Here is a 26,972-nt window from a genome sequence, read left to right as displayed (position 1 = left end):
AACTATCCTAGATATTTAGCACTATACTCATGCACTGTATCTACAAAGATTTTTGGTTGCGCAGGGTCTACCCACTGTGTAATACCGTGACCTAAGTTAGCAACGTAACCTGTTTTTTCACCGTTTTCGTAGGCATCGTCTAACATTGCTTTTACAGCTTTTTCAATTGAAGCAGCCGAGCCATATAAAACAGCAGGGTCAAGATTGCCTTGTAACGCTACACGCCCAGAGACAATATTTCGAGCTGTATTAAGTGGAGTAGTCCAGTCCAGCCCTAATGCATCCGCACCAGTGGTAATCATTGGTTCTAACCATTGACCGCCACCTTTGGTGAACACAATAACAGGAATACGGCGGCCATCTTTCTCACGCTGTAAACCAGCAATGATTTTATTCATGTAGTTTAAAGAGAATTCGACGTATTCGCGGTGTGCTAATGCCCCGCCCCAGCTATCAAAGATCTGGATGGCCTGAGCACCTGCATCAATTTGAGCATTTAAATAATCAATGACTGAATCTGCTAAATGATCAAGTAATGCATGCAAAACTTCTGGTTGTGCATACATCATCTGCTTGGTGAAACGGAACTCTTTACTTGAACCACCTTCAACCATATATGTTGCAAGCGTCCAAGGACTACCAGAAAAACCAATCAGTGGAACTTGGCCACCTAAAGCAGAGCGAATTGTGCTTACTGCATTCATCACATAATCAAGGTCTGACTTTGAATTTAGCTTGGGTAAATTCGCGACCTCTTGTTCAGTACGAACCGTTTTTTGAAACTTAGGGCCTTCACCCGTTTCAAAATAAAGCCCTAAGCCTAATGCATCAGGAATTGTTAAAATATCTGAAAATAAAATTGCTGCGTCTAAATCGTAACGGCGTAAAGGCTGCAAAGTTACTTCACAAGCAAATTCTGTATTTTTACATAGAGATAGAAAGTCGCCTGCTTTTGAACGTGTTTCACGATATTCAGGCAAATAACGTCCCGCTTGACGCATCATCCATACCGGTGTGGTATCTACAGTTTCGCGCAACAAAGCTCGTAGGAAACGATCATTTTTCAAAGTCGTCATTACCAATCTCTATATTCTTTATGTGGCAGCATCATATCAAAAACATAGAGATTTTTATAATTTCAATTTCACACAAAAAACTCGTCAATCTACTAAAAAATGCATATTTACACAAAAGTCTACTGCAAGCAGCAAGCTTTTCTGCAATACTTGCAACATGTTACATCGGGTCTATTGATATTCTTTTAACCACTAAATTGCCAATCTTGGACTCATAGAGATGAGTTATTGGTAATTTTATGCAATTTTAGATTAGATCATACCCCTATTGCTTATATGAAAATTCTTAAGGTTGAATTACATGTTTGTTCGCTCATTACTCGCTATGAGTTTAAGTTGTATTATTGCTAATGTTGCTTTTGCTGCTTCAACAACTGAGCAACCCCTGAACCCTAAAAAGGTATCAGCTCCTGTAGAAGATCCGATTGATCCTTTAGCAGTAGATGCAGCTTCAACTGTAAAAGCTCAAGCTTCGACACAAATTACCGCTCAAGAACAAAATGACCTAAATCGAGCGTCAACAACATTACAAAATTTGCAAAAAACTGAAGACCAAAATGCCGATTCAGGTATTGCCGCTTCAGCACCAGTAGCCGTAGCTAAAACGACCACAACAACTGCAAAGACTTCAGCTCCAGCAGTTTCTTGGACATTAGATAGCTTAAATTCGGCTGAATGGTATGAAAATATTGGCAAGGGCCAGTTTCCAGTTTATGCTCGTGCGCATGTTATGCTAAATAATGCACATGCATCGCCAGGTGCAATTGACGGTATGAGTGGCAAAAACACGTTAAAAGCAATCTCTTCATTCCAGCAAATGAATGGTTTATCACCCACTGGTGAACTGACTAAAGAAACTTGGGATGCATTAGTTGCAAAACAAACAAAACCTGCATTTATTGAATACACCATTACTGATGCTGACTTAAAAGGCCCATACGCACAATCAATTCCTTCTGATTATGCTTTACAGGCTAAAATGAAAGGTTTGTACTACACTCGTGTTAGCGAGATGTTGGGTGAAAAGTTTCATATTGATGAATCTTTCTTAAAAACAATCAATCCAACTGCGACATTCAAAAAAGCGGGTGAAAAAATCATTGTTCCAAATGTACGCAATGATTTACCAGAAGACATTCATTTGATTATTGCGCATAAAGGTGCAAAACAACTGTACCTATTTAACAGCCGTAACCAAATGATTGCGTCATTTCCTGCAACAATTGGCAGTACTGATACGCCTTCTCCGACCGGTACTTACAAGGTAGTTGGTGTAGCACGTAACCCTTGGTATAGCTACTCACCTTCTAATTTCGTACAAGGTAAAAACTTAAAACCGCTTTCTTTACCACCTGGCCCAAATGCTCCTGTAGGTAATATCTGGATTGGTTTAAGTAAAAAATCATTTGGTATTCACGGTACACCAAACCCGTCTTTAATTTCTAAAACTGCATCACATGGTTGTATCCGTTTAACTAACTGGGATGCTAACGATTTAGGTAATAAAGTACGTTCAGGCGTAACTGTTAAATTCCTTGAGTAATCAATAGTTCAATTAAAAACCTGCCTTCATGGCAGGTTTTTTTATGAGTCAACATACATCTATAACTATAAAACTATACGACCATATCAATTATGCAACGACATGTTGCAGTTAACCTATTTTTTAGCCCCACATAGAACATTAAGATATTTCTCAAGAGATAAATAAAAATTTGGGAGATTAGATCATGAATGCTTATCTACATCGTAGTGAAGATCGAGGTCATGTAAAAGCAGGCTGGTTAGAGTCTTATCATAGCTTTTCATTTGGTAGCTGGTATGACCCTAAATATATGGGTGTAAGCGCTCTACGTGTAATTAATGACGACCAGATTGATGCGCATAATGGTTTTGGTACGCACTCTCATGACAACATGGAAATCTTAACCTGTGTGTTAGATGGTGCAATTTCACACCGTGATACGATGGGAAATGAAGGCCAGATTAAAGCAGGTGAATGGCAGCTCATGAGTGCCGGCACAGGTGTTGCCCACAGTGAAATCAACAACACTGATACGCCTGTACATTTACTACAAATCTGGATTATTCCTGATGAAAGAGATGCAGAGCCAAATTACCAGCAAATTAATCTTGACCCGCGTAAAGATCCAAACAAATGGCATTTAATTGCAGGGCCTGATGCAAATGCACCAATGCATATTCGCCAAAATGCAGAAGTAAAATCTGCCGTGTTGGAAAAAGGACATGAGTTAACTGTTGATACGGTTAAAAAAGTGAACTATGTGCACGTGATTTCAGGTGTAATTCGTATTGGCGATCAAGAAGTTAAAGCAGGCGATGCTTTAGTTTTTGAAGATAAAGCGACAATTCACGCAACTGAAGACAGTCAATTTATCTGGTTCGATTTACCTTAAATCATCAAAAGCCCTTTGCATAAAAGGGCTTTTTTTAATCTCCCCCGCCACCACCGCCATCACATCCTCCTGAATCTGAAGATGATGATGAACAGTCATTTGAATAACTAGAGCTATGATGATGACTCGGACTATTATCGTGAAAATGATGTGTTGAAGCAGATGAATGATCATGCTCACCCGATGGTGAATAATTTTTTAAATTTCTGAGTAGCGCGATTAAACAAATGAGTCCAATACTAGAAAAAATTACTATGAATATAATAATAAATAACTTCAAATAACGACCTCCTAGATCAAGCTATAGCGATGCTCGTTGTGTTCCCATTTATTATATGAGTCATGTTTAATAAACAAGTTATTTTTTGATAGATAAGAATAACTTTTAAGTTTCCTTCACATACAGATAAGCACTCGCTCTGGATATACCTAAATGTTGTGCAACCGTCTCCACAGCCTTTTTAATGTCTAATAAGCCATTATTCTTTAACTCATGGATTAATTGTTTTCGCTCATTAAGTTTTAACATGCGCGGTGTAGTGGCATGTTTTGATGCAAATTGATCGATATATCTTCGAATTGCTTCTGTACCATTCGGTTCCAGATTTTCAATAATGTTATTAGTTTCAATTTTAGCAAACTGATCTAAAGCGCTTTGCATTCCTCTAAATAGAGTTAAATCAATATTCATACATAAAGCGGCCACATACTCGCCTTCTTCATCTTTAATACCAATAGAAGTACTTTTTGCAGGACGTCCATCCGCAAACTGGTTTGCATAGTTTGAAATAAGATTTGGAAACTCTGGAGACATAATTCTAGCCAGCCCTAATTCAGTCGCTGGATCTCCAATTTTTCGGCCTGATAAATTATTGTGTATTGAGAGTATGGCATGCTCAGGATTTGTTAAGTCATGGACAACAACTTCACAAAAAGGAAATAGGGTTTCACTTAACCCCTTCGCGATAGTATCTAGTTGAGTGAGTAAATGTTTATCACGATTGCCCAATTTATTTCCTCCTAATGACTTAATTACTATTTCAAACCTAGAGTAAAGGATGTAAACAGCAATTTAGACTTTTTATCTAATTTTAAACTTAATGTAAATCAAAATCTTATATCTCATTGTTATCACATTAGAAAATAAAATTAGACATTTTATCTAGGTGTATATATTTTATCTAAACAAGATAAATATTTTGTGTATTCATTAAGCAATACGAAATCTTGCATCTAAAAACATTGAATAGAATTAGGTTTAATTATGAAAAATTTAACCCTTCCCACTTATGAAGATGTAGCGGCCGCTGCTGAACGTATAAAAGGTTTTGTAAATAAGACTCCTGTTTTAACTTCACGTACTGTTAACAATGAATTTGAAGCAGAAGTATTTTTTAAATGTGAGAATTTTCAGCGTGTTGGCGCTTTCAAATTTCGTGGTGCAATGAATGCGCTTTTGCAATTTAATGACACTCAAAAAAAAGCTGGTGTGGTTGCTTTCTCTTCGGGAAATCATGCACAAGCGATTGCACTTTCAGCAAAAACTCTTGGTATTCCGGCCATAATCGTTATGCCTCAAGATGCTCCTGCTGCAAAAATGGCAGCAACGCGAGAATACGGCGCCGATATTGTTGAATTTGACCGCTATACGGAAGATCGAGAAAAAATTGGAAAAGAGATTGCCGAAAAAAATGGTCTAACCTTAATTCCATCTTATGACCATCCGCATGTAATTGCGGGTCAAGGAACGGCAGCAAAAGAGTTATTTGAAGAAGTAGGTGACCTCGACTACTTGTTTGTATGTTTAGGAGGTGGGGGTTTATTAGCAGGTTCGGCCCTTTCTGCTCGCCATCTCTCTCCTAACTGTAAAATATATGGTGTTGAACCTACTCTAGGAAATGATGGACAAATGTCTTTTAGAAAAGGAGAAATTGTCCATATTGATACGCCGCAAACCATTGCCGATGGTGCTCAAACTCAATATTTAGGTAAATTAACATTCCCTATTATTCAAAAGAATGTAGATGACATTCTGACTGTAAAAGACGAAGAACTGGTGACTTCTATGAAGTTCTTCGCTGAAAGAATGAAGATGGTAGTTGAACCAACAGGATGTCTAGGATTTGCTGCTGCCCGTAACTTAAAACATGAATTAAAAGGCAAACGTATAGGCATCATTATTAGTGGTGGCAATGTCGATATTTCTAAATACGCAGAGTTTTTATCAGCTTAATAAAAGTCTTAAGTCTATCTATGATTGGTTTAAAATCTCATAGATAGACATTAAATCTGAATCTTCTGCTAAAACAACTTCATTTTTTAAATGTGTATTAATCTTGAAGAAAAACTTTGGCAAAAGACACTCTATATTGCTCGGCCTTCGCATCATAATTTTGAAACCCCGAATCAAATATCCATCTTTCAATCTCAGATTTTTTGACTAAATTTTGCAAATGAAGCTGATGATGTCGGTCTAATTCCTCTTTGAGAGCTTGCAGCATTACTTCATTTAAACCAGAGGGAGGATTCAGACCTGTATCTAAAATACTAGGGGCAAATGCCACACTTTTGAGTTCCAGTTGATGCGCTGTCTTTACAACAGTTTTTATCGCGGTCTTGATTCTCTCTAACGTAAACTCTTCTGGAGCGCCCATTCCTATCAGTAAAACTTTAGAGGCTTGTATCGTGGATGGCGTTTGATTTATTAAAAGAGCATCGTTCAATTTCGCACTGAACCAATTATTTTTCCGTATTTCATTTAGTCTCCCATTTAGAGCTTCATCTAAATGTGCCAAACCGCCCGAAAAAGAACGGTCATTCATTTCATGTTCAAAAATACAAGCACAGGAAAGTTCAACCTCAGCCGAGGTACAGTCCCAAGTCACTAGTTCAATATCTAGATTTTGATAGTGGCCAATTTTAGTTTGCTTTAAATCTGTGCTCATATTTTTACTCTTCTCGTTTTACCAGCCATATTTCAGCTCAAGGCCTAAATAATTTGAGTCTTTACCTCCAGCTCTCTTAATCGTGTCTCCGACTTCAAAGTGCACTCCTTCGGCAGCAACAGATAGATTAGAATTTATTTTTTGATCTGCTCTTAGTTGAATATATGCTCCCGTCCAGCTTGAACCTTGTCCTGCTGTATTCGCCATGCTGTTATTGCCTTGGAAATAAACTGCATCATTGGTGGTTTCACGCCATTGAAAACCTAATGCGGTTAATAGGGTGAGTTTATCGGAAGGCTTAAGTGTCAGAGATGGTTTGATGTGAATAATATTGCTGTAGCCACTGTAACCCGCCAAAGTAAAATATGAACCATTTGCAAAGAGTTGGTTAAAGGTATTGAGCTCCTTATCATTAGCGCTTTTATCACCTGTAGCTATATCAAACTGGATGCCTAAACGTGGTGACCAAGCTTGCTCAGCAAACGTATATCCCGTAATGCTACTGAGTCCCCATGCCTGAATAGTTTGTCCACCAATCTTTCCATGTTGAAACATACCTTCAACATCCCAATCAATATTATTCTTTTTACCCATATGGCGAGCATCATATAAGTCTCGAATCTCATTTCCCTTAACGCTTGTAAAAGATGCATTATCGCGTTCATAACGAGAGTAATAACCAGATAACTCACCGCCCCATACATTTTGTTTATCTACACGAAAGCCGCTAAAATTTAAATCGCTTTTCGAGTGGTCATTAAAAGTTGAATCTTTTTCAATCTGAACAGGTCTAGTGAGATAGCCTAAAACTCTCCAATCGCCATATTCATAACCAGACCAAATGCCATCAAAAGCTTGTCTAACGTTTGGCCCTTCGCGATTCGAAATAAATCGCTGCAAGTCAAAAGCCATCTCTTGACGCCCAACTCTAAACTTAAAAGTTCCATTATTTAAAGGACTCACCCAAGCAATAAAGGCTTGTTCTATATCAAGTCTATTTTGATCGGTACTGCTAATATTCTTTTTATCAAACGCTCGCGCATCACTGAGCTGAGTAAATAATTGTAAATGATCACCTATACGTGCATCGGCATGAACTTGTAATCTTTGAATTAAATAGCGATCGGCTTGATTATTTCCGCTACCAAATCTCGCATTATTATTGACTTCAAAACGCTCGCGGATATTTGCCCCTAGTGATAAATAATTATTATCGCCAAAAGGTATATATTTAAAATCATCGCCTATTTTCTTTGGCACACATGGATTTTTTAAAACATCCCAATTTTCTTGCCAGCGATTCGTTGAGATTTTTGGACGAGTTGGACATGCATTTGTATTTGAAACTTCTTGTTCCGCATGAGCAAACTCATAGAGAAATAGGCTACCCGTTAGCAATGCACTCATTTTAATGATTTTAAGATAAGTTTCTGAGCATTTAATTCGAGATTTTCTATCATTAGAAATATGCTGGGCCATCTAGTTTTCCACGGTAATAATCGGTCATTGCAGAGACTTAGTCGTTTACACTCACATTGCCCCTAAGCAATATGAGCGTTGTTATATCAATCATTAAGGCAATAAATTACTTTGTAGCGGCATGAATTTCAGCAATATAACCACCCGGGAACTGTACCATCGCGGCCTCTCGACCATCCGATTTATAGGTATTCACCAAGACTGTCGCACCAGATTTTGTCGCTTTATCTAAAGTCTCAGATAAGTTTTTGACTTCATAACCCGTCATATCATGCCCATATGGATATGGAAGATGACCATCGGTAACCAACACTGTCATTTTGCCGAAATCAGATTCCACGCGAATACGTCTATAGGTTTCATTTGGACGTCCAATTTCTACACCAGCCGCTTTAGGGTTGTCTGAAACCACTTTACCGTGTGAGAAATTGACGAATTTTTTAACAAAAGAATCCGCACTTTGTTTTGAAATATAAATACGATTTTCTGGCACAGTTTCTAGTTTGTTATAGCTCGGTTTAGTGGTGTGCCAATAAAGTTGCATATTCACGCCACCCGGCCATTGAATGACTGCATCACGCCCGATCGGATCTGGAAATGTCTCAACAATGACATCAGCGCCATTTGCTTTAGCAGACTGCACTGCCGCATCCATATCTTTGACTAAATAGCCTGTTCTTTCCAAGCCAAAAGGATGTGGGACTGGAGTTTTAAAACCGAATACAGACAATGTTCCTACTGGGGTCAATACAAGTTGGGAAATGGTCTGGCTTGGTGTTGGAGTGACCTGAAAAACGCCTTGTTTAGATTTAGTTCCCCCAAATGTAGCCACTAAGCTATCGGTAAATTTATCGAAGTCTTCGGGGTTAACATACACATGTGTTGTATCGTATTGAGGAGCTACGCCGGGTACTTCACTTTTTACATTCGTTATTGTCTTGGCTAAAACCTGAGGAACAATGGCAACATTGGTGCCCACTAGCATTGTGCTTAAAAGCAAAGCTGATAATGATTTACGCATAAAAGACTCCTATTAGAATTAGATGCTGTAGCTTATTGTTTGTTTGGTTGTTGATTAGAAAGAATAGTGACCATCACCAGAGCAGCGATAAGACCGAGGTGTTCGAAAAAACTATTAAACGTACTAAAAAATGCAGGACCTGTATGATTCCAAAAGTCGTTGGCAACTAGCATCGCTATTGCGGTTAAGCAGCCTAAAGCTCCTGCTCCTAACCAGACAAAACGATTAAAAATAACCAAGAGTGAACCCACAATTTCAATCACAATCGCTGCGGCTGCCCAGAGCCAAGCAGGTTGCAAACCAAAACTTGCTTGCTCCTCAATAGCCGCATGAAAACCGATGAACTTATTAATTCCACCGACTAAATAGGCTGAAACTAATGCAACTCGAAGAAGTGGAAGCAATCCATGAATTGATAAAATCTTTTTAACCCATACTGGATTATTATTAATCAAGCCACTCATTTCTTTACCTCATTGATATTCTTTATTTCTAATCATTTATAAACACCCACCCCTGTATTAATAAAATTATGTATTCAATTAAAAACAACCTCTTAAAAATAATTTTTTAAAGCCAGATAAAATTTTTAATTTTAAAAATATCACCTATATATTTTTATAAACCACCAAGTAAATCCAAATAAAAGACAATATATATAAAATCAAAAATAAACGTAAACTACTAGATAACTATTTAAATACAAACTGTATCCTCAAAAGATACAATGATTGATAAGTAAAAGATCATAATATAGTTTAGCGACACACCAAGTTAGCCTTTCAAAATTTAATGGATAAACTAGACTGTATTTATACTTTCATTAGTGTCGTAGAGAATGGAAATTTTAGTAATGCCTCTAGAAATTTAGGTATTACTCGAGATCAAGTCTCTAAAAGAATTTTTTATCTAGAAAATCTATTCAGTACGTCATTATTTACGCGTAACACCCGAAAGATGGACCTCACCCGCTCAGGAGAGAAATTTTATCAGCGTTGTAAAGTTATTGTTAAAGAATTAGATTTGGCTGCCACTGACTTCATCTATGATCAAAAGTACCCAGAGGGTATATTAAAAGTTAGTGCTCCACATGCTTTTATTCAAACTTGCTTTTCAGATATTATTTCTAATTTTTTAATTCAATATCCTAATATCGAGATTGATTTATTATTTTCGGAAAAAACATCGGAAATAAATGGATATAAATTCGACATTATTTTAAAAATTGAAGAGGAAGTTAGAGAAGAAAATATTTTTATTCTAAATAGCTATAAAAGAAACTTTTATGCAACAGCTGCCTTTTTAAAAAAATATGGAAAACCTAAAAGTATAGAAGAATTAAGAAAACATAATATATTTTTATATTCAAGAACAGACTTAGAAAATAAAATCATTAATTCGACACCTCAATTAATTTGCAACAATATAGAAATACTTTTGGATCTATGTAAGAAAAATAAAGGTATTTTATATATTCCTGATTTTTTGGCTAAAAAATATGAAGATGAGGGAGTGATTATTAATTGCTCTCAAGACATTTTTTCCACCAAACTTCATTTTTATGCAACCACGCCCTATGGATCAAAAATTCCAAAAAAGGTTCAGCTTTTCTTAAACACGTTAAAACAACATTTTCAATCTATTACTGAAGCTTTATAGCTTAGGACTTTTCGATCTCATAGAGCTATTGGTTTTCATTAGCCACAAACCAGCCCCGCGAAAAAACAATCCAGCACTTTTTCTCTCTCGATTGCCGCACCCGAGCTTAAAAGCTGAATAATTGCGCCTTCAATCATATATAAAAATAATTTGGCATCCTGAAAAGTCGCATCGTTTTTAAGTGTTCTAAGCTGGCTATAAATTTCATTGATGAGCCACGTTCTATATCTCACTGCGGTGATATAGGCTTTTGGATAGGTCAGTTTGGTTTCAAAAATTGCTTTAAATAATAAATAGTATAGCCCTTCTACATCGCTATGTAAGAAATAAAGTTTCTTAAGTTTATCCTTCACGTTTGTACTTTGATCGTACTCAACAATTGCATCCACTTTTTCTTTTAAGCGTTCTTTTTGCACGATCAAACAGATTTCAATAAATCGTTCTTTAGAGTGAAAATAATTATAAAAAGTCGCTTTTGTAATCTCTGATTCTTTCACGATTCGGTCGATACCCACTGTATGAAATCCGTGATGGTGAAACAAATGAATCGATGTATTAATGATTTGGATCGCACGTGTTGAGAGAACTAAATTTCGCATATTTTTACCGTTATAAATTCTTGTTGTTTCTAAACGAGATACTTTTTTGGGAGAAAAAAAGGCATAGCAAAGCCATAAGACTGTGCTTGGCACATCTCAAGTTTTATTGTTGATGCAAGTTTTTTGAGCCGTAATGACTTAAAGCCTGAAAACCCTAAAGGACATCAAGCTGCTTTAAATTTTTAAGTTGTGTCGTTATAGCTTTTGGCAAAGGCTGCCAAGAAATTATGAATGTGCAAAGCCAACTCCTTTTTATTGGGAGTTCTGCCAGACATTTATAGAATTATGGTGGCAGAACGGAAGAAGGTTGACAGACTAGTAATAACTCAAACTAGCACACCCGAAAGTGTCCCTCTCCCGTCCTACCGCTACGGGAAAGGAACGAGTAGCTACCACACAAGACTATTCCTCAGAAGGAATGACTCTGATGCAGGAGTTATTATTCAGCCTGTCAAAGCCGGCTGGCAATGTGGCCAGCAGGCAAAGGATAGTGCTCTGCCCTATTGCAGTCAAGCACACAAAATGACATTTGTTTTAAATTAGATCATTAAAAAGTAAGGATAAATAATGAGATAGTTATTGTTTAAGAGGGGTTTATAAAGGTGGGGCTTTTAGGGGGGCATGTAGGTTTTGTGAAGTAGGAATGAATTAGTAAATTTATAGGATTCTATATATTGCTGTATCTCAAACCAATAAAAAAGCCCTAAACCATTATAGTTTAGGGCTTTTTAAGTCATGTAATTCTATTCGAATTTATAAATTTAGTAGCTATAGCACTACTGTTACCACATAAAGAATCTTTAGGATATTATTAGTACGTTATCCAATAAATCGAAAAGTTAAGTAGTTTATTTTAACCATTAACCCAATTTTGCAAGGCTTTACTTATAACTGGCGCAAATGGTTGTAATTTACCATCAGTTAATTGCTTTAAATCATCAATCAACAAAGTTAACAACTCATCATCCTCGATCAAATTCTCTTTATCAGTGCCTTGGATGAATAAAAAATTAGCAATTACTTGTTTACGAATATCAACTAACTTTTGATTTTGCTGCACGCTATCACCTAGCTTTAGTACATCTATAGTTTGTTTTGCATCATCAGTTAATCCCGTAATAGTACCACTAATATTAAATTTAAATTCCGTTTCACAGCGTGCGGACAATGGATTAATAGCTATTTCCTGATTTTCCTTTGCATCATCACAACAACCTTTAGTTGTACAACTTGCCACAATATTATTAAAATCAAAACTATATTGTGGATGACGATGTCGTGGCAAGATATGCTCATTCATACAATCGCGGTCTTTTATCCCAATTTGCCGACAACAATAAGCACATAAATAAGCTTGTTCATCCAAACATGCCTTCCTAATTACTAAACGTATTTTTTCAGGATCATCCCCTAAATCATCATATCTATGTGTCGGATTTTTACGTTTGTATTCGGTTAATTCAGTCGGTTCGGCCCCTTTATTAATATGTTGCAACTTATTTCCCCTGCTTGGCTAGAGTTCTTTTTTTCAACATAGCCACAAGTCGCATTACATCTAATTGATCACTACCAATTTCAAATTTCAAAGTATCAATTAATTGAATTGCTTGTTCAAATTGATTGTTTTGGATCGCATCCATTGCTTGGCTAATTTGTTCAGCAACTCTAGGGTTACGGTAATTGGTATCCATATATTGCAATAATACTGTATTAGCGTCTTGACCATACAATGATGGTAAAGCGGTAATATCTTGCCCATCCAAGTCATATACCAAAATGTCTTGGGTATCCGATATAACCAATGGTGAATGTGTAGTTAAGATAAATTGACAATTGGGGAAAGTCGTTTGTAGACGTTGTATGATTGATCGTTGCCATTGTGGATGCAAGTGCATATCAATTTCGTCAATTAAAATAATGCCTTTGCCTAGTAATGGATTATCTAGACTGGGATTCATCATTGCTAAACGGCGGGCAATATCACCAACCAATGCCATTAATGATTTTTCACCTTGTGATAACTGATTGACATTTAATGTCTTTTCATTCTTATCAATAATCATTGCCAAACGTGGCTTACGGCTAACCTGTAGATTTTTAAAGTCAGGCATAAAAGCATAAATTGCTTGTCTAACCGCTTCAAGTTGTACATCTTTAAACTTACCAGAATTATATTCATCTATTTTGTTAAGCAAGTCTTGATCTACTAAATCTTGCTTAATTTGCAAAATAAGATCTTTTATAAATTCATTCTCAATATCTTCACGCTCCCTAAACCATTCAAAAAAACGTCGAAAGTCCACAGCGTTATTAAGTGCATTATCATAGCCATCGATCTGTAAAAACTGGTGTTTTTCTCGTATTTTTAATGGGATGTCAATCACACTACGCTCTACAGGATAAAAAGCAATTAAAGGTAAACTGCTTTGATCATCTTGCCCAAGCCATTGTTTATAGTAGTCAGTTAACTGGTTTAGTTCTGTTAGATACGTAGTAAATTCTACTTTTCTCGCCGTGCGATTTTTAGTTATACGCCATGTGTAAGCTTGTTTTTGTTGTTGTAAGTTTTGATCATTAACAATGATTTCTACTGCTGCTGAATTTGCTGTATTTAAAATCACACTTTCAGGGATTGGTGTACCATTTGATTTATCATGCTTTAAACGTGCTACAAACCATGTTAGTGCAGTCGTTACTGATTTTAATAGAGATGTCTTACCACTTCCATTATTCCCAATGAAAACTGTGATATTAGAGGGATAGTGTTGTGTAGGTGCTAAAGACACGCTTAGGTCTTGGAATTGCCCAATATTTTTTAGACTAAAGCTTTGTATTTGCATGCTTAAACACGATCCCTAGATGTTTCCAATTCATCATACTATATCAACTTCTTTGCTTTTAAGGGTTTAGTATTGTGATTACTTAAATATTTTTACATTCACCATTTACTATAATCTTGTTTGCTATGACCAACCCTATGTACTCCGACAAAGTTTATGTTCTCTTTGATATTTATCTCAATCAAAGATATTACTCCATCTCTTTTACGCAATATTCGTAGCTTAATCTTGTCGCAGTTTTGTCTCAAATAGCTTGGAAGTATTGCCATTTATTGCCCAAATTTCCAACTCTGCCAAGTTCTGAGTGTAACAAACAGACATAAAAAAAGACTTATAAGCAACTGAATTGCATATAAGTCTTTAATAAATCTTGGTAGGTATATCCAGACTCGAACTGGAGACCTCTACGATGTCAACGTAGCGCTCTAACCAACTGAGCTATACACCTAGAATGGAAAGCATCATATTCATTTTTCAAAAGCAAAACAAGAGATTTGCCATTGAAAAAAATACAAATGAGCAGACTTTGAGCAAACTCTTTTTCATTTCCCAAAAAGTAAAACGGTACATGGTTCAACCACATACCGTCTTTAGTTAACCAAATATCAAGCTCAACTTAACATGGGCATTTCTTCAAAGTACCACCTGCCGATGGATAACGCACATCAACACAATGTCGATAGAAAGTCTTTGCATCCATAGGTGTTAAATCTGGATGATGGGCTTTCATATGCTCCAAATATGTTTGATAGTCCGGCACACCAACCATCAGTCGGAAGCTTTGCTGTAAACGTTGCCACAAGGTTGCTATACGCGACCAGTTCTTTGGAGAAAGTAATAGCTCTTTTTGCGAGAGCACTGTCATTTTGATGATTTTCGCAATAATGACAGTTCCATTTTTTGCAAATTTAAAATTCATCTTTATTCTCCTCGAGTGGTAACCACTTCAGGATCGGCATATACCGCAGGCGCTTCATTTACAGTCGGTTTCGGACTCGCTAAAGCACGGCGAACAATACCAATTGAGGCAATAATCATGACAATCGATACAATCATAAAGAAGCCACAAAGCGCAGCATTAATCTGATTCGACATCACAATGTTTTGCATCTCAGCAATAGTTTTGGCTGGTTTAATAATTTCACCACGAGCAATCGCGTCAGAGAACTTATGCGCTTGCGCCAAGAAACCAATTTTTGGGTTTTCGTGGAAAATCTTTTGCCAGCCCGCAGTCATACAAGTGATGAACAAGAAAATTGTTGGGATGATGGTCACCCATACATACTTTTCTTTTTTCATTTTAAACAGAATAACTGTACCCAAAATGAGCGCCATTGAAGCCAACATCTGGTTACCCACACCAAATAAAGGCCAGAGTGAATTGACACCACCTAATGGATCAATCACACCTTGATAGACGAAGAAGCCCCATCCACCTACCGCAACAGCAGTACCTAGCAAGTTACCAAAGAATGAGCTTGAAGATTTAACCGCAGGAATAACAATACCCACAGTGTCTTGCACCATAAAACGACAAGCACGCGTACCCGCATCGACAGCAGTTAAAATGAATAATGCTTCGAATAAAATCGCAAAGTGGTACCAGAATGCCATCATTGAACGGCTGTTAAAAATTTCCGAAATGATATGTGCCATACCAATCGCAAAGGTAGGCGCACCACCCGTACGCGATAAAATCGAAGACTCTCCAACTTCCTGTGCCAACACCGTTAACATTTCAGGCGTAACGACAAAGCCTAAATTACGCACAGCTTCTGCCGCAGTTTCTACAGTTGTACCCAGTACAGCCGCAGGAGCATTAATCGCAAAGTACACACCCGGGTCTAAGACAGTTGCACAGATCATCGCCATAATACCGACGAAAGATTCCATGAGCATGCCGCCATAACCAATCACACGAATGTCAGCTTCGTTATCAACAAGTTTTGGTGTTGTACCACTTGATACAAGCGCATGGAAACCAGAAATGGCACCACAGGCAATGGTAATAAATAGGAATGGAAATAAGCTACCTGAGAATACAGGACCAGTACCGTCAATAAAATGAGTCATTGCCGGCATTTTCAATTCAGGTAATGCAATCACAATACCAACGGCCAAGCCAAGAATGACACCAATTTTAAGGAATGTTGATAGATAATCACGTGGTGCTAACAATAACCAGACTGGTAAAACTGATGCGATAAATCCATAAATGATTAAGCACCATGTCAGCTGTGTTCCTGTTAAGGTGAAAAATTCACCCCAGTAAGGATCTGCTGCAACCTGTCCACCATAGACAATCGCAAGCATCATTAAAACGAAGCCGATAATAGAAACTTCGGCAATACGTCCCGGGCGAATAAAACGCATGTAAACGCCCATAAACAATGCAATTGGAATGGTTGCTGCAATACTGAAAACACCCCATGGACTATGTGCAAGTGCTTTCACCACAACTAATGCCAGTACCGCAAGGATAATAATCATTACCCCAAGCGCACCAAGCATGACCACAATACCGGCAAAAGAACCGAGTTCTTGTTTTGCCATTTCACCAAGTGAGCGACCGTCTCGACGTGTTGAAATAAATAAAACTAAAAAATCTTGTACCGCGCCCGCCAAAACTACACCGACCAATAACCAGATCGTTCCTGGTAAAAAGCCCATTTGTGCAGCCAAAATTGGTCCGACTAATGGCCCCGCTCCTGCAATTGCAGCAAAGTGGTGACCGAAAAGCACGTATTTATTGGTGGGAACATAATCCAGACCATCGGCCAAGCGATGTGCTGGTGTTAAACGTCTTGGGTTTAATTCAAATACTTTAGTTGCAATAAATAGACTATAAAATCGATATGCGATGCTATATACACATGCTGCAGCAAGTACAAGCCAAACCGCATTGACATGTTCACCACGACTGAGTGCCAGCATCCCAAAAGAAATTGCACCTATTATTGCCACTAGGCTCCAGACCAGCTTGGAGGGAAGCGTAGATTTCGCTTGCATTGTGTCCATTCTTAACCTCTCAATAAATAACTACAGCATTTTTATATTGTTATGTACTGTTTCTCTTAATCCCTGTGACTCTACTCCTCCTTTTTCTTTTTTCCTCTTATACTTTCGCATAAAAAAAGGGATGATTTACATCATCCCTTCGATAATAGTGTATTTTTTAACTATTATGCACGCTCTAAATAATCGCCAGTACGAGTATCTACACGAACGCTTTCTTCTTGCTGAACAAATAACGGAACACGAACAACCGCACCTGTTTCAAGCTTAGCTGGTTTACCGCCACCGCCAGATGTATCACCACGTACACCCGGATCAGTTTCAACGATTTTCAATACAACGAAGTTCGGTGGGCTTACTGTTAAAGGTACGCCGTTGAACAACATAATTGTACATTTTTCATTTGAATCGTCTTTTAACCATTTAGCAGCATCGCCCATAGCAATTTTGTCTGCTGCGATTTGCTCAAAAGATACAGGATCCATGAAGTTCCACATTTCACCATCGTTGTATAGGTATTCCATTTCAACTTCAACGATGTCAGCTGCTTCTAAAGAGTCACCTGATTTGAAAGTTTTTTCTAATACTTTACCGGTTTTAAGGTTACGTAATTTTACACGGTTGAACGCTTGACCTTTACCTGGTTTTACATATTCGTTTTCCATGATTGAACATGGGTTACCATCAAGCATAACCTTAAGGCCTGCTTTGAAATCATTTGTAGAATAATAGGCCATGAAAGGCACACTCCAAACTTAACAAGTCAACTATGCGATATAATGCGTTGTTGCATTATCTTAATCGTGTCAAATGATAAACTATTTATACCAAGAGCAAAACTGGCAATCTCAACTGAGTGACCTTATTACTGATCCTTCGGAATTGCTAAGCCTACTCGAGTTATCCTCAGAACAGCTATTATCGGGTGCGATTCTAGCTTCTGAAAAGTTTAAATTACGTGTGCCTCGCGCGTTCGTCGGAAAAATGAACGCTAAAAACCCACTTGACCCGCTTTTGCTACAGGTATTGCCTCATCATTTAGAACTTGAAGAACATCCTGAGTTTGTAACCGACCCTTTAGGTGAAGAAGCAGCAAATCAATTGCCGGGTGTATTACACAAATATAAGTCGCGTTTTTTACTGACTTTGACAGGTGCTTGCGCAGTTCATTGTCGTTACTGTTTCCGTCGTCACTTTCCCTATCAGGAAAATTTACCAAAAAATGACGATTGGCTAAACATTAAAAATTATATCGAAGCAAACCCAAACATTAACGAGGTTATTTTGAGTGGTGGTGACCCGCTTACGCTTTCTAACCGTAAATTAGCACTTTGGTTAGAACGCCTATCATCTCTCAAACAAATTCAGATTCTGAGAATTCATTCACGAGTCCCAATTGTTATTCCTAACCGTATCGACCAAGAGCTGATTTCTTTATTAAAAAACAGTAGGCTGCGTATAGTTCTGGTGGTACACTCAAATCATGCTTCTGAACTAGATGACTTTACTTGTTCAAAATTGTTGCAGTTATCTGACCACCACATTACTGTACTTAATCAGGCAGTATTGCTTAAAGGCGTCAATGATTCTGCACAGACCTTAGTTGATTTAAGTTATCGTTTATTTGAAGCTCGCGTTATGCCTTATTACTTACATGTTTTAGATAAAGTAAAAGGTGCACAACATTTTGATTTAGAATCATCTGAGATAGATGATATCTATCGTGACGTGTTAGCGAACCTACCGGGGTATTTGGTTCCTAAACTCGTCAGGGAAATTGCGGGCGAAAAGAATAAAACACCGCTTTTTGGGGCTACAACTTTTTGAGTTATATAATAAGTGATGATGAATAATGCGCTGTCGGACATTTTTCACAATCAAACCGAACTCACTCGTGAACGGTTAAGCTTTTGTGAAGCCAATATTAAAGATCTTAATGAATGGGTCACTACCCTTTCTATTATGCAACTCGGCGATACGTCAAAAGCATTATTCACGGCTATTTTAGAGCTCAATGAATTAAAGTGTAGTGAGACTTTACGTTTCGATCTTATACAAACGCTTCACCCAACCATTAATAATGTACTCGCCAGCCTTGAGAAAAACTTTTTTAATCAGGGTGTTATTAGTACAGATCGTAATGAGCACATTATTGAATTAGCGATGTTGCTCCGCTGCTATTTCGCCAGTATTTATTTAAATATTGCGCAAAATAGTCATGAACAACTCCAGCATCAAAAGTTTTCAATCTTTGCCTATAAGCAAAAAAAGAATCTGCAAACGGCGCGTACTTTATCGACGTTTCATGCGCTACAACAATTAACGAGTCTCCTTTATCAGCAGCATATGCTCTATAGCGAACCTCTAAAAGGACAATGGTTAATTGCGCATCAGCTGTATGAAACCGCAGTTCAACACAAATACCATCTGATCAATATCAACCATATTCAGGGTATACAACACCCTTTAGCGAATATTACCCAAGCTTATGCTCAGTTGATTTTGCTGGATATTTTAAATACGAACCAGATTCGTCAGTCAGAAATTCAGGCATTGTTTCAATGTAGTTTTGACTGGGCAAGAATGATTCATATTTTGCCGAAAGATACCGCGTTAACGAAATATGTGGTCGACCCAAATAAGGACCATCCGCCTGTTTATAATACAAAGCGTAGCTCTAACTTTAACCCTAGCATCTTCATCGGTACGCAAGCTTTACTTGAGCATGTCACTGCAACCATGCATAAAAATGCTCAATATATTTCTAAGAATGAAAAGTTTTATTTAAGCCCAGCTTTAAAATTTCATGTTCAAACGATTTTAGGAACCACAGCTCAACGTCGTCATGAACGTTATGAATACAATGCAGAGCTTCAAATTTGTTTTGGTTTAAGCACAGCTCATTTCTATCTATCAAAAGCGAAAAACTTTGAAGAAACGCTACAGCTTAACCATAACTATAACTTACAAAGCGAAGCTAAAGTTTTATCCAACTTAGAGAAAAAAGAACAACAAACCAGCTCTTATCAACGCTTAAGTCGTGAGAGTAAAACCATTTATCAAACCACCGTTCTCGATATTAGTGTTAATGGATATCGTATTAAATGGTCTGGCGAAGCACCGAAAAACTTAAGAACTGGTGAATACATTTTAGTTAAAGAAACTTTGCATGGACAATGGCGTGGCGGTGTAATTCGCTGGATTAAACAATCGACCGAAAAATCCCTAGAGTTAGGTTTAGAGATTTTGTCACAAGCCATGTTTCCTTGTTCAGTGCATATTCAAGCTGAGCGTCATACTCGCAATTATCATCCCGCACTACTACTACAAACACAAAATCTAGAAGAAATACAAAATACGCTTATTTTACCGGGCTCTCAAATTTTTAGAGAGCAACAAACAATTCATTTACGATTGGGGACAGAAGAAATCAAAGTGTATCTACTCAAAGCACAGCTCATTACGCAAAGTTTTATTCAATTTCATTTCGAGCTTTTAAATGAGCAGCAACAAGGTCTGCTTGATCAGTTCATGATGAAAAAGGGTAATAACTCTAGCACTCAAGATTTATGGGAAGCACTAAAGTGAGAAACTCTTTATTATCTAAAAAGTTAAAACGTACTGAAACACGTTTACTCATTATTGATGACAACCAGCTACGTTATAACCAGATTTTAAATTTATTATTGGGGAATGATTATCAAGTTCAGGCATTATTACTTGATGACTTAAAAAGTTTTGAAAAACAGTTAAATACGCCGTGGGATGCTATTATTTTTGGTCGTGCTTATGACCTAAAAATTGAACAAACTCTCTCCCTCATTCAAGCATCTGAGCAGCCAAATTTACCTGTTTTATTATTACAACCTGAAGATTATCAGCCTCAGCAATATCAGGCTTATATTCAAAAAGGTATCTATGATGTAGTTCCATTAGAACCATTAGATTATTTCTATATCACTCTTATTCGGACCTTGTCGTATAGCCACTTATTGCAGACTGAACAACGCCTGACCAATGAGTTAGAAACAATTCACTCCCATACACAAACATTGGTCAACAACAGTCATAAAGCAGTTGCCCTTTTTCAAGAAGGCATGCATGTTAAGGCAAATACAGAATATCTCAACCTTTTTGGATTTAAGCAAGAAGACGAGATTATTGGCCTGCCTATCTTAGATGTTTTACAACCTGATGATTTAAATATTTTTAAACAAAGATTTAAGAAAATTTCATTAGGCCAATTTGATCAGGCACGTTTTGAAATTCAGAGTCAACATGCAGCAATCGCAGGTAACAATGCTCTAAAACTAGAGTTTATTCCTAGTCAGGAAGAAGATGCCGTACAGTTGACCATTGACTACCAACTGGATTTAAAAACACCTGCAAATACACTTTTTGCAGAAAAGAATTATGGTGTACAAACGCCTTGGCAACAAATTAATCGACAACTATCGACCTACCCTGCTCAAGCCAATGCTTTAATTTTATTTAAATTAAATCAGTGCCCAGAGCGAGTATTTCAACAAGATTGGCAAACTCCTGCACAATATTTTAATCAGCTGCACAGTTTCTTAAAAGAACACGCGCAAATGCCGATTTTTAATATTGAACTTGGTGCATATGTTGGCATTTTACAAGCTGAAAACAGCACAGTCCTTAACTCCCAACTGACTAGTCTGCAAAGTTTGCAAAAAGAGCATTTATTAAAGATTAATGAGCTTAATTACTCGATCCAATTTAAGCTGAGCTATGCCCCAATTACTGAACCTTTAAATGAAGATAGCTTTTCAAGCTTACTTGATCAAACAAATCAGCAAGAGTTACCTAAGGCGCAGGCGGAAATTGAGTTGGCACCAACCATCGATATTATCGCTCCCGAGCCTGTCAAATCCTCTATATCGCTTGATCTAAGTCTTGAGCAAGTCGATGCTTCTTTGCAATCTTCGTTATTGCAGCAATTAAAGCAGCAGCTAGCTCGAAGTGAAATTCATTTAAAATATCAGCAAATCTACGATAAACACGATCAAGAAACCCATAACTATGAGGTGACGAGCGGTTTTATTAGCGATGATCAATGGTATGACATAAATGACTTGGCTGAATTAAGAGAAGACAGTGAACTTTCTATTCAATTAGATCGCTGGATTTTGGTTGAGGCATGTAAGCAACTACATAACTTTATTACTCAGTACCCGAAAGCTAAACTGATTATTAACCTGAATATTGATATCTTGCTCAAAGATAAATCCTTCCCTGAGCTGATTTCAAAACTACTCACCATTATTGGCAGTAAGCTTGAAAGCCCACTGATTTTACAATTTTCAGAACAAGCAATTCAGCCTCATCTTGCAATTGCCCAGCAACACATAGCTCGCCTACGTCAACACGGCGCAGAAATTTCAATTCGGGATTTCAGCTCTTCTATGTATAGCGAATCAATATTGCAACAACTAGACGTTCAATATTTAAAACTGCAATCGAAGAAAACTGAGCTATTAAACTCAGATGATGGTCTAACACGCTTACAAGAAAAGGTTTTGAACTATTTGACTGTAAAACCTGTAGGGATTTTACTGAGTGATCTAGATGATATGAACTTATTTGCAAACGCTTGGAATGTGGAAACGCGTTTCTTACAAGGTCGCTATTTCCAGAAAAAACTTGATCGATTAACAGACGTACAAGACCAATAATGGTCTTGTACTGAAAAACAAAAAACGGGCATAAAGCCCGTTTTTTGTTTCGTGTTGCAGTATTAACGCTTGATAGAGCGAGACATACCAGCAAAACGTTGTTTGAATTTGTCGATACGACCACCAGTGTCTACATTCTTTTGCTTACCAGTGTAGAATGGGTGGCAAGCTGAACATACGTCAAGGTAGATAGTTTCTTTACCTAAAGCAGAACGAGTTTCGATTACGTTACCGCAAGAACAAGTTGCAACTAATTTTTCATATTTTGGGTGAATATCGGCGCGCATCGTCGATTACTCCTAATTGGAAGAAAGGCTTAAGCTGTCATCGCAATTGATCACTCTCAACTAAGTTGAGGACAGGCTCAAAATGAGCAGATCAACACCACAACAGACCATTCTTTTGGCCCACCGAAACCTCTAGGGTTAGAGCTAAGCACAACAAGTGGGCAACATTATACGTCAAATAATTTTCTTTTGCGAATTAATCTTGGGATTTAGCCAAGTAATTTGCGATCACCCCACACACCATTAACTGTATTTGGTGAAAAATCATAATAGGTAACACGATCATGCCTAATGGTTGGCCAATAAATAAGATTTGCGCCATCGGAACACCACTCGCCAAGGTCTTTTTGGAGCCACAAAAGAAAACTGTAATTTGATCTGCTCGGTTAAAACCTAAAGCACGCGGTAGATAAAGTGCTAATAGCATAATGACTGTTAAGAGCACTGAACAAGAAATTGTTAGAATGAGTAAAGTTTTCCAACTTACTTGATGCCAAAGCCCTGCCACTACTGCTCCACTAAATGCGCCATACACCACCATCAAAATCGAGCCTTGATCGAATGCTTTAACAATACTCGGAACTTTTGCCATATAAGGGAAAATATAAGGACGTAATAATTGACCTAAAATAAATGGCACTAACAGTAATAATGTAATTTGTATAATTGAAGTCGTCGGGTCAAATCCATGTTGGCTTTGGCCTAAAATAAAAAAGCTCACCAAGACTGGTGTAATAAACATACCAATCAAGTTTGAAAAAGATGCACTGCACACCGCTCCCGCCACGTTCCCTTTTGCAACCGACGTAAATGCAATAGAGGATTGAACTGTAGAGGGTAAAAAGCACATAAATAAAAAACCCCAGTACAGCTGTTGACCTAACAGAGGTAATAAAATTGGCTTAGCCAACAGACCAATTACAGGGAAAATAAAGAAAGTAAATGCGAAGACCAGTAAATGCATTTTCCAATGCAAAATACCTTCAATTACAGCCTCACGTGATAGTTTCGCACCATGCAAAAAGAATAAGATTGCAATTGCGACTGTGGTCAGTGTATTGAAATATTGCGCTGCTTGACCACTGACTGGAAAGAATGTTGCGAGTAGTACCATTCCAACCAATAAAATTGTAAATCGATCAAGCGCCAATAACTTCAGCATAGCCATATCCTATGATTATTTTAGATAAATAAAAAACCCAGTTGATAAATTGACCATTTGGTCAAGCATTCATCATACTGGGCTAAAAAAATAAAGCTAGGCTTTTAAGAGCTAAATCTTAAAGCACTTAAGTCATTTACTTAATTATTTCTGGCATTTGCATCTTGTTGAATGAGCTCGATTTTGTAGCCGTCTGGATCTTCAACAAATGCGATAACGGTAACACCACCCTTCATTGGCCCCGCTTCACGCACAACTTTGCCACCACGTGCTTTAATTTCTTCACACGCTTTATAGGCATCTTCAACACCAATGGCAATGTGACCATAGGCATTGCCTAAATCATAACTTGATGTATCCCAGTTATGTGTAAGCTCAAGCACGGTATTGGTTTCTTCATCACCATAGCCAACAAATGCCAGTGTAAAGCGCCCTTCTTCATAATCACGCTTACGAAGTAACTTCATCCCTAATACTTCGGTATAGAACTTTAAAGATTGTTCTAAATTGCCTACTCGCAACATTGTATGAAGCATTCGCATGTTTATTCACCTGCCTTTTCTGATTCATGTGTTTGATGATCTCTTAGCAATTTTCCAACCCAAACCACTAAGATCAAGATTGGAATACCAATAAGAGTTGTCATCAAAAAGAACTTTGGGTATCCAATATTACTGACTATGGTACCTGAATATCCACCCAAAAGTTTTGGAGTAAGTGTCATGAGTGAACTAAAGATTGCATATTGAACAGCTGTAAATGAGACACTCGTTAAACTTGAAAGGAATGCAATAAATGCCGCACCAGCCAAACCAGAAGCTAAATTATCGACAATAATGGCAAAATAAAGCCATAAAGAACTATATGGTTTAATGACCTTACCGCTGATTTCCACTGGTTGACCAGAAAGCGGATCAATATAAGCTACTGGTTCAATATTCACATCAAGTTCACTTGCTGCTTTTTGATTTGAGCTAACAGCACTAACAGCATATGGATGAGATGCAGAAAGTATTTTTTGTTCGCCATCCATTACAGCTACGTTAAGCTCTTTACTTGTCGATGCCACTAGTTTTTTCGCATCAATAGCAGCACTGAAAACACCTTTTTGATCGGTCATTTTTGCATCAAAATTTTGCCCATCAAGGCTAATAATAATTTTTTGGGTAGGAGTTAATGCTTGCCCAAAGTATTGCCCTCGAACCACAACACTTCCCTCACCATCTTTGAGTGAGACCTGATCATTGCCCATAACAGGTAAAATTTGTAGAGGCGATTTAGCTGAATCAGTTGTCAGTAATGGCTGAGTACGTGTAACAGGCGCTACATCATTTGAAGCATAAGCAGCTTTCACTTCGATTTGTTTTGTTCCGCTAAAAGCAGAACTTGGTACTTCTAACTTCCATAACCCGACTTCGTCTGGTTTGACTTGATAGCTATGTTCACCAACTTTTACGTCTACCATATCTAATGGCTGACCAGATTTTACTAGTCCAATAAAAATTAAATTGGTAGAGCTAGCCAAAACCGCACCGACAAACATCAGTTTCATAATGTTGATGCGCTGTGCTAAAAGACCACCTAAGAAACCGCCGACTAAACTAAATAGCACCCCATAGATTTTAACTGCTTCTGCAATTTGCTCTTTGCTAAAGTTAAGATCTTGGTAGAACACATTAGAAATAACACCAGCAATAATGTCTGAAATACGGAAGAAACCAATAAGTAGCAACAACACTAATGCGAGTTTGACACCATAACGTTTAAAGAAATCAAGAATTGGTGCAATCCATGTCTCTTTCGCCATTTGCTGGTTAACTACACCAATTTTAACGAGTAGATAACCTACAAAAATCGCAGCAGCAGTTGCAGTTAAAAATCTTAAAGCCTCTAAACCAAATAACGCAGCACTGTCTTTAATATTGCCAGCTTGTGAAATGGCTTCGGTAACTTGCCCCGAATAAATATAAGTGACTACGAATGAAATAACGGCAATAAAAAATACGAGAACCAAACGGTAGTAATCACTACTCTTATAATTTTTATAAACTCGATTTACAACAGGCTCACGCACAAGTAGGGTCGTGACAATACCCACTAACATAACGCCTGCCATGGTTAAATAAGTCGTTTTCCAAGCTTCGTAAATGTAATTACCTTTAGCAGTTCCCAAGTGGGCAGCTAGAAATAATGCACCCGCTCCAGCCACAATCATGCCAATTCGGTAACCAGCATTATAGGTAGAGGCCAAAACCGTTTGCATTTCTGTTTCTGCTAATTCAATACGGTAAGCATCAATCACAATATCTTGGGTTGCAGCTGAGAAGCCGAGTAATACAGCACCTACCGCCATTTGAATAAGATAACTTTGACCTAGAGCAGGATCAGAAAAAGCCATAATACAAATAGCAAGAACGATCAAACACTGTGCAATTAACAACCAAGCTCGTCTTCGGCCTAATGTTTTAGTTAAGACAGGCACAGGTAACTCATCAATAAGAGGAGCCCAAACGAACTTAAAAGAGTAACCTAGGGCAGCCCAACTAAAAAAAGTGACTGCACTTTTATCAATGCCCGCCTCTCCAAGCCATAAAGAGAGACTAGAGAAAATTAATAAAATCGGAATTCCAGCAGAAAAACCTAGAAACAGCATAATTAATGCACGGCGATCTAAAAATGCTTTAAAAGCCGAGACCCAACCCGAAGCTTGTGTGGTCATTCGTTTTTTATTTTCCATAAATTATAAATGTGCCTATTCAAACCCTTCTTACAATTG

The 26,972-nt window shown here is 37.6% G+C and carries 24 protein-coding genes and 1 tRNA gene; 7 read left to right on the top strand and 18 right to left on the bottom strand.

The annotated features are described in order from the left end of the window. Positions 1-2: 2 nt before the first annotated feature. Entirely contained in the window at positions 3-1,076 is a 1,074-nt protein-coding gene (hemE, locus tag MKX14_RS01315) for a uroporphyrinogen decarboxylase (protein WP_240281569.1), read from the bottom strand. Positions 1,077-1,377: 301 nt separating this feature from the next. Here hemE and MKX14_RS01310 point away from each other — a divergent pair, with 301 nt between their 5' ends. Together MKX14_RS01310 and MKX14_RS01305 are read left to right on the top strand one after the other, a co-directional pair. After that, positions 1,378-2,619, top strand: coding sequence for a L,D-transpeptidase family protein (locus tag MKX14_RS01310; protein ID WP_046812569.1), 1,242 nt, complete (start codon positions 1,378-1,380; stop codon positions 2,617-2,619). A gap of 187 nt (positions 2,620-2,806) precedes the next feature. Beyond that, complete coding sequence (locus MKX14_RS01305; RefSeq protein WP_086399833.1) at positions 2,807-3,493, top strand: pirin family protein; 687 nt, start codon at positions 2,807-2,809, stop codon at positions 3,491-3,493. Between the two features lie 34 nt (positions 3,494-3,527). Here MKX14_RS01305 and MKX14_RS18300 read toward each other — a convergent pair whose 3' ends face one another. Beyond that, a complete protein-coding gene (locus tag MKX14_RS18300) occupies positions 3,528-3,773 on the bottom strand; it encodes a hypothetical protein (RefSeq protein ID WP_078225176.1) in 246 nt (81 codons plus the stop codon). A 105-nt stretch (positions 3,774-3,878) separates the two neighbouring features. Next, entirely contained in the window at positions 3,879-4,502 is a 624-nt protein-coding gene (locus tag MKX14_RS01295) for a helix-turn-helix transcriptional regulator (RefSeq protein ID WP_240281567.1), read from the bottom strand. Between the two features lie 255 nt (positions 4,503-4,757). On the opposite strand from MKX14_RS01295, the gene MKX14_RS01290 reads away from it, so the two are divergent. Then, positions 4,758-5,726, top strand: coding sequence for a threo-3-hydroxy-L-aspartate ammonia-lyase (locus tag MKX14_RS01290; protein ID WP_240281566.1), 969 nt, complete (start codon positions 4,758-4,760; stop codon positions 5,724-5,726). 97 nt (positions 5,727-5,823) lie between these two features. Here MKX14_RS01290 and MKX14_RS01285 read toward each other — a convergent pair whose 3' ends face one another. From MKX14_RS01285 to MKX14_RS01270, 4 genes are all read right to left on the bottom strand, one after another. Beyond that, on the bottom strand, positions 5,824-6,438 hold the full coding sequence (locus MKX14_RS01285) for a M17 family peptidase N-terminal domain-containing protein (RefSeq protein WP_240281565.1): 615 nt from the start codon (positions 6,436-6,438) through the stop codon (positions 5,824-5,826). Positions 6,439-6,456: 18 nt separating this feature from the next. Further along, positions 6,457-7,917, bottom strand: a complete 1,461-nt coding sequence (locus MKX14_RS01280) for an alginate export family protein (RefSeq protein ID WP_240281564.1) — start codon at positions 7,915-7,917, stop codon at positions 6,457-6,459. A 106-nt stretch (positions 7,918-8,023) separates the two neighbouring features. Further along, on the bottom strand, positions 8,024-8,938 hold the full coding sequence (locus MKX14_RS01275) for a VOC family protein (RefSeq protein WP_240281563.1): 915 nt from the start codon (positions 8,936-8,938) through the stop codon (positions 8,024-8,026). A gap of 32 nt (positions 8,939-8,970) precedes the next feature. After that, positions 8,971-9,402 (bottom strand): DoxX family protein, encoded by a 432-nt coding sequence (locus tag MKX14_RS01270; RefSeq protein WP_032038770.1) that lies wholly within the window; start codon positions 9,400-9,402, stop codon positions 8,971-8,973. Positions 9,403-9,730: 328 nt separating this feature from the next. On the opposite strand from MKX14_RS01270, the gene MKX14_RS01265 reads away from it, so the two are divergent. Beyond that, positions 9,731-10,597 (top strand): LysR family transcriptional regulator, encoded by an 867-nt coding sequence (locus MKX14_RS01265; protein WP_240281562.1) that lies wholly within the window; start codon positions 9,731-9,733, stop codon positions 10,595-10,597. 38 nt (positions 10,598-10,635) lie between these two features. On the opposite strand, the gene MKX14_RS01260 is transcribed toward MKX14_RS01265, so the two are convergent. From MKX14_RS01260 to efp, 7 genes are all read right to left on the bottom strand, one after another. Then, on the bottom strand, positions 10,636-11,196 hold the full coding sequence (locus MKX14_RS01260) for a TetR/AcrR family transcriptional regulator (RefSeq protein WP_240281561.1): 561 nt from the start codon (positions 11,194-11,196) through the stop codon (positions 10,636-10,638). A gap of 853 nt (positions 11,197-12,049) precedes the next feature. Beyond that, positions 12,050-12,691: a hypothetical protein gene (locus MKX14_RS01250; RefSeq protein ID WP_240281560.1), complete on the bottom strand. Its 642-nt coding sequence runs from the start codon at positions 12,689-12,691 to the stop codon at positions 12,050-12,052. Between the two features lies 1 nt (position 12,692). Beyond that, positions 12,693-14,036 (bottom strand): AAA family ATPase, encoded by a 1,344-nt coding sequence (locus MKX14_RS01245; RefSeq protein WP_240281559.1) that lies wholly within the window; start codon positions 14,034-14,036, stop codon positions 12,693-12,695. A gap of 371 nt (positions 14,037-14,407) precedes the next feature. Then, positions 14,408-14,484, bottom strand: a tRNA-Val gene (locus tag MKX14_RS01240). Positions 14,485-14,652: 168 nt separating this feature from the next. After that, positions 14,653-14,955 carry a YbdD/YjiX family protein gene (locus tag MKX14_RS01235; RefSeq protein WP_002052430.1) on the bottom strand — a complete coding sequence of 101 codons (303 nt, stop codon included), beginning with the start codon at positions 14,953-14,955 and terminating at the stop codon, positions 14,653-14,655. 2 nt (positions 14,956-14,957) lie between these two features. Next, positions 14,958-17,054, bottom strand: coding sequence for a carbon starvation CstA family protein (cstA, locus tag MKX14_RS01230; RefSeq protein WP_240281558.1), 2,097 nt, complete (start codon positions 17,052-17,054; stop codon positions 14,958-14,960). 164 nt (positions 17,055-17,218) lie between these two features. After that, positions 17,219-17,788 (bottom strand): elongation factor P, encoded by a 570-nt coding sequence (gene efp / locus MKX14_RS01225; RefSeq protein ID WP_002118666.1) that lies wholly within the window; start codon positions 17,786-17,788, stop codon positions 17,219-17,221. Between the two features lie 73 nt (positions 17,789-17,861). Here efp and epmB point away from each other — a divergent pair, with 73 nt between their 5' ends. Genes epmB through MKX14_RS01210 form a run of 3 tightly spaced genes read left to right on the top strand, consistent with a single transcriptional unit; the run spans position 17,862 to position 22,747 of the window. Further along, the gene (epmB, locus tag MKX14_RS01220) at positions 17,862-18,878 is read left to right on the top strand and encodes an EF-P beta-lysylation protein EpmB (RefSeq protein ID WP_240281557.1); all 1,017 of its coding nucleotides are present in this window, start codon (positions 17,862-17,864) and stop codon (positions 18,876-18,878) included. Positions 18,879-18,893: 15 nt separating this feature from the next. After that, entirely contained in the window at positions 18,894-20,639 is a 1,746-nt protein-coding gene (locus MKX14_RS01215) for a hypothetical protein (protein ID WP_032004504.1), read from the top strand. After that, positions 20,636-22,747: an EAL domain-containing protein gene (locus MKX14_RS01210; RefSeq protein WP_240281556.1), complete on the top strand. Its 2,112-nt coding sequence runs from the start codon at positions 20,636-20,638 to the stop codon at positions 22,745-22,747. Before MKX14_RS01215 ends, MKX14_RS01210 begins: the two co-directional genes overlap by 4 nt. Before the next feature lie 62 nt (positions 22,748-22,809). Here the strand turns inward: MKX14_RS01210 and rpmE are convergent, their stop codons facing one another. From rpmE to MKX14_RS01190, 4 genes are all read right to left on the bottom strand, one after another. Further along, a complete protein-coding gene (gene rpmE / locus MKX14_RS01205; RefSeq protein WP_001200845.1) occupies positions 22,810-23,034 on the bottom strand; it encodes a 50S ribosomal protein L31 in 225 nt (74 codons plus the stop codon). Positions 23,035-23,230: 196 nt separating this feature from the next. Next, positions 23,231-24,202 carry a bile acid:sodium symporter family protein gene (locus MKX14_RS01200; protein ID WP_080947740.1) on the bottom strand — a complete coding sequence of 324 codons (972 nt, stop codon included), beginning with the start codon at positions 24,200-24,202 and terminating at the stop codon, positions 23,231-23,233. Positions 24,203-24,336: 134 nt separating this feature from the next. Then, positions 24,337-24,738 carry a lactoylglutathione lyase gene (gene gloA, locus MKX14_RS01195; protein WP_046812552.1) on the bottom strand — a complete coding sequence of 134 codons (402 nt, stop codon included), beginning with the start codon at positions 24,736-24,738 and terminating at the stop codon, positions 24,337-24,339. 2 nt (positions 24,739-24,740) lie between these two features. Further along, complete coding sequence (locus MKX14_RS01190) at positions 24,741-26,933, bottom strand: AmpG family muropeptide MFS transporter (RefSeq protein WP_240281555.1); 2,193 nt, start codon at positions 26,931-26,933, stop codon at positions 24,741-24,743. Positions 26,934-26,972: the final 39 nt, after the last annotated feature.

The sequence above is a fragment of the Acinetobacter pittii genome, assembly GCF_022449185.1.
GTDB classification, from domain to species: domain Bacteria; phylum Pseudomonadota; class Gammaproteobacteria; order Pseudomonadales; family Moraxellaceae; genus Acinetobacter; species Acinetobacter pittii_I.
This window is presented reverse-complemented; position numbering and strand designations above follow the sequence as displayed.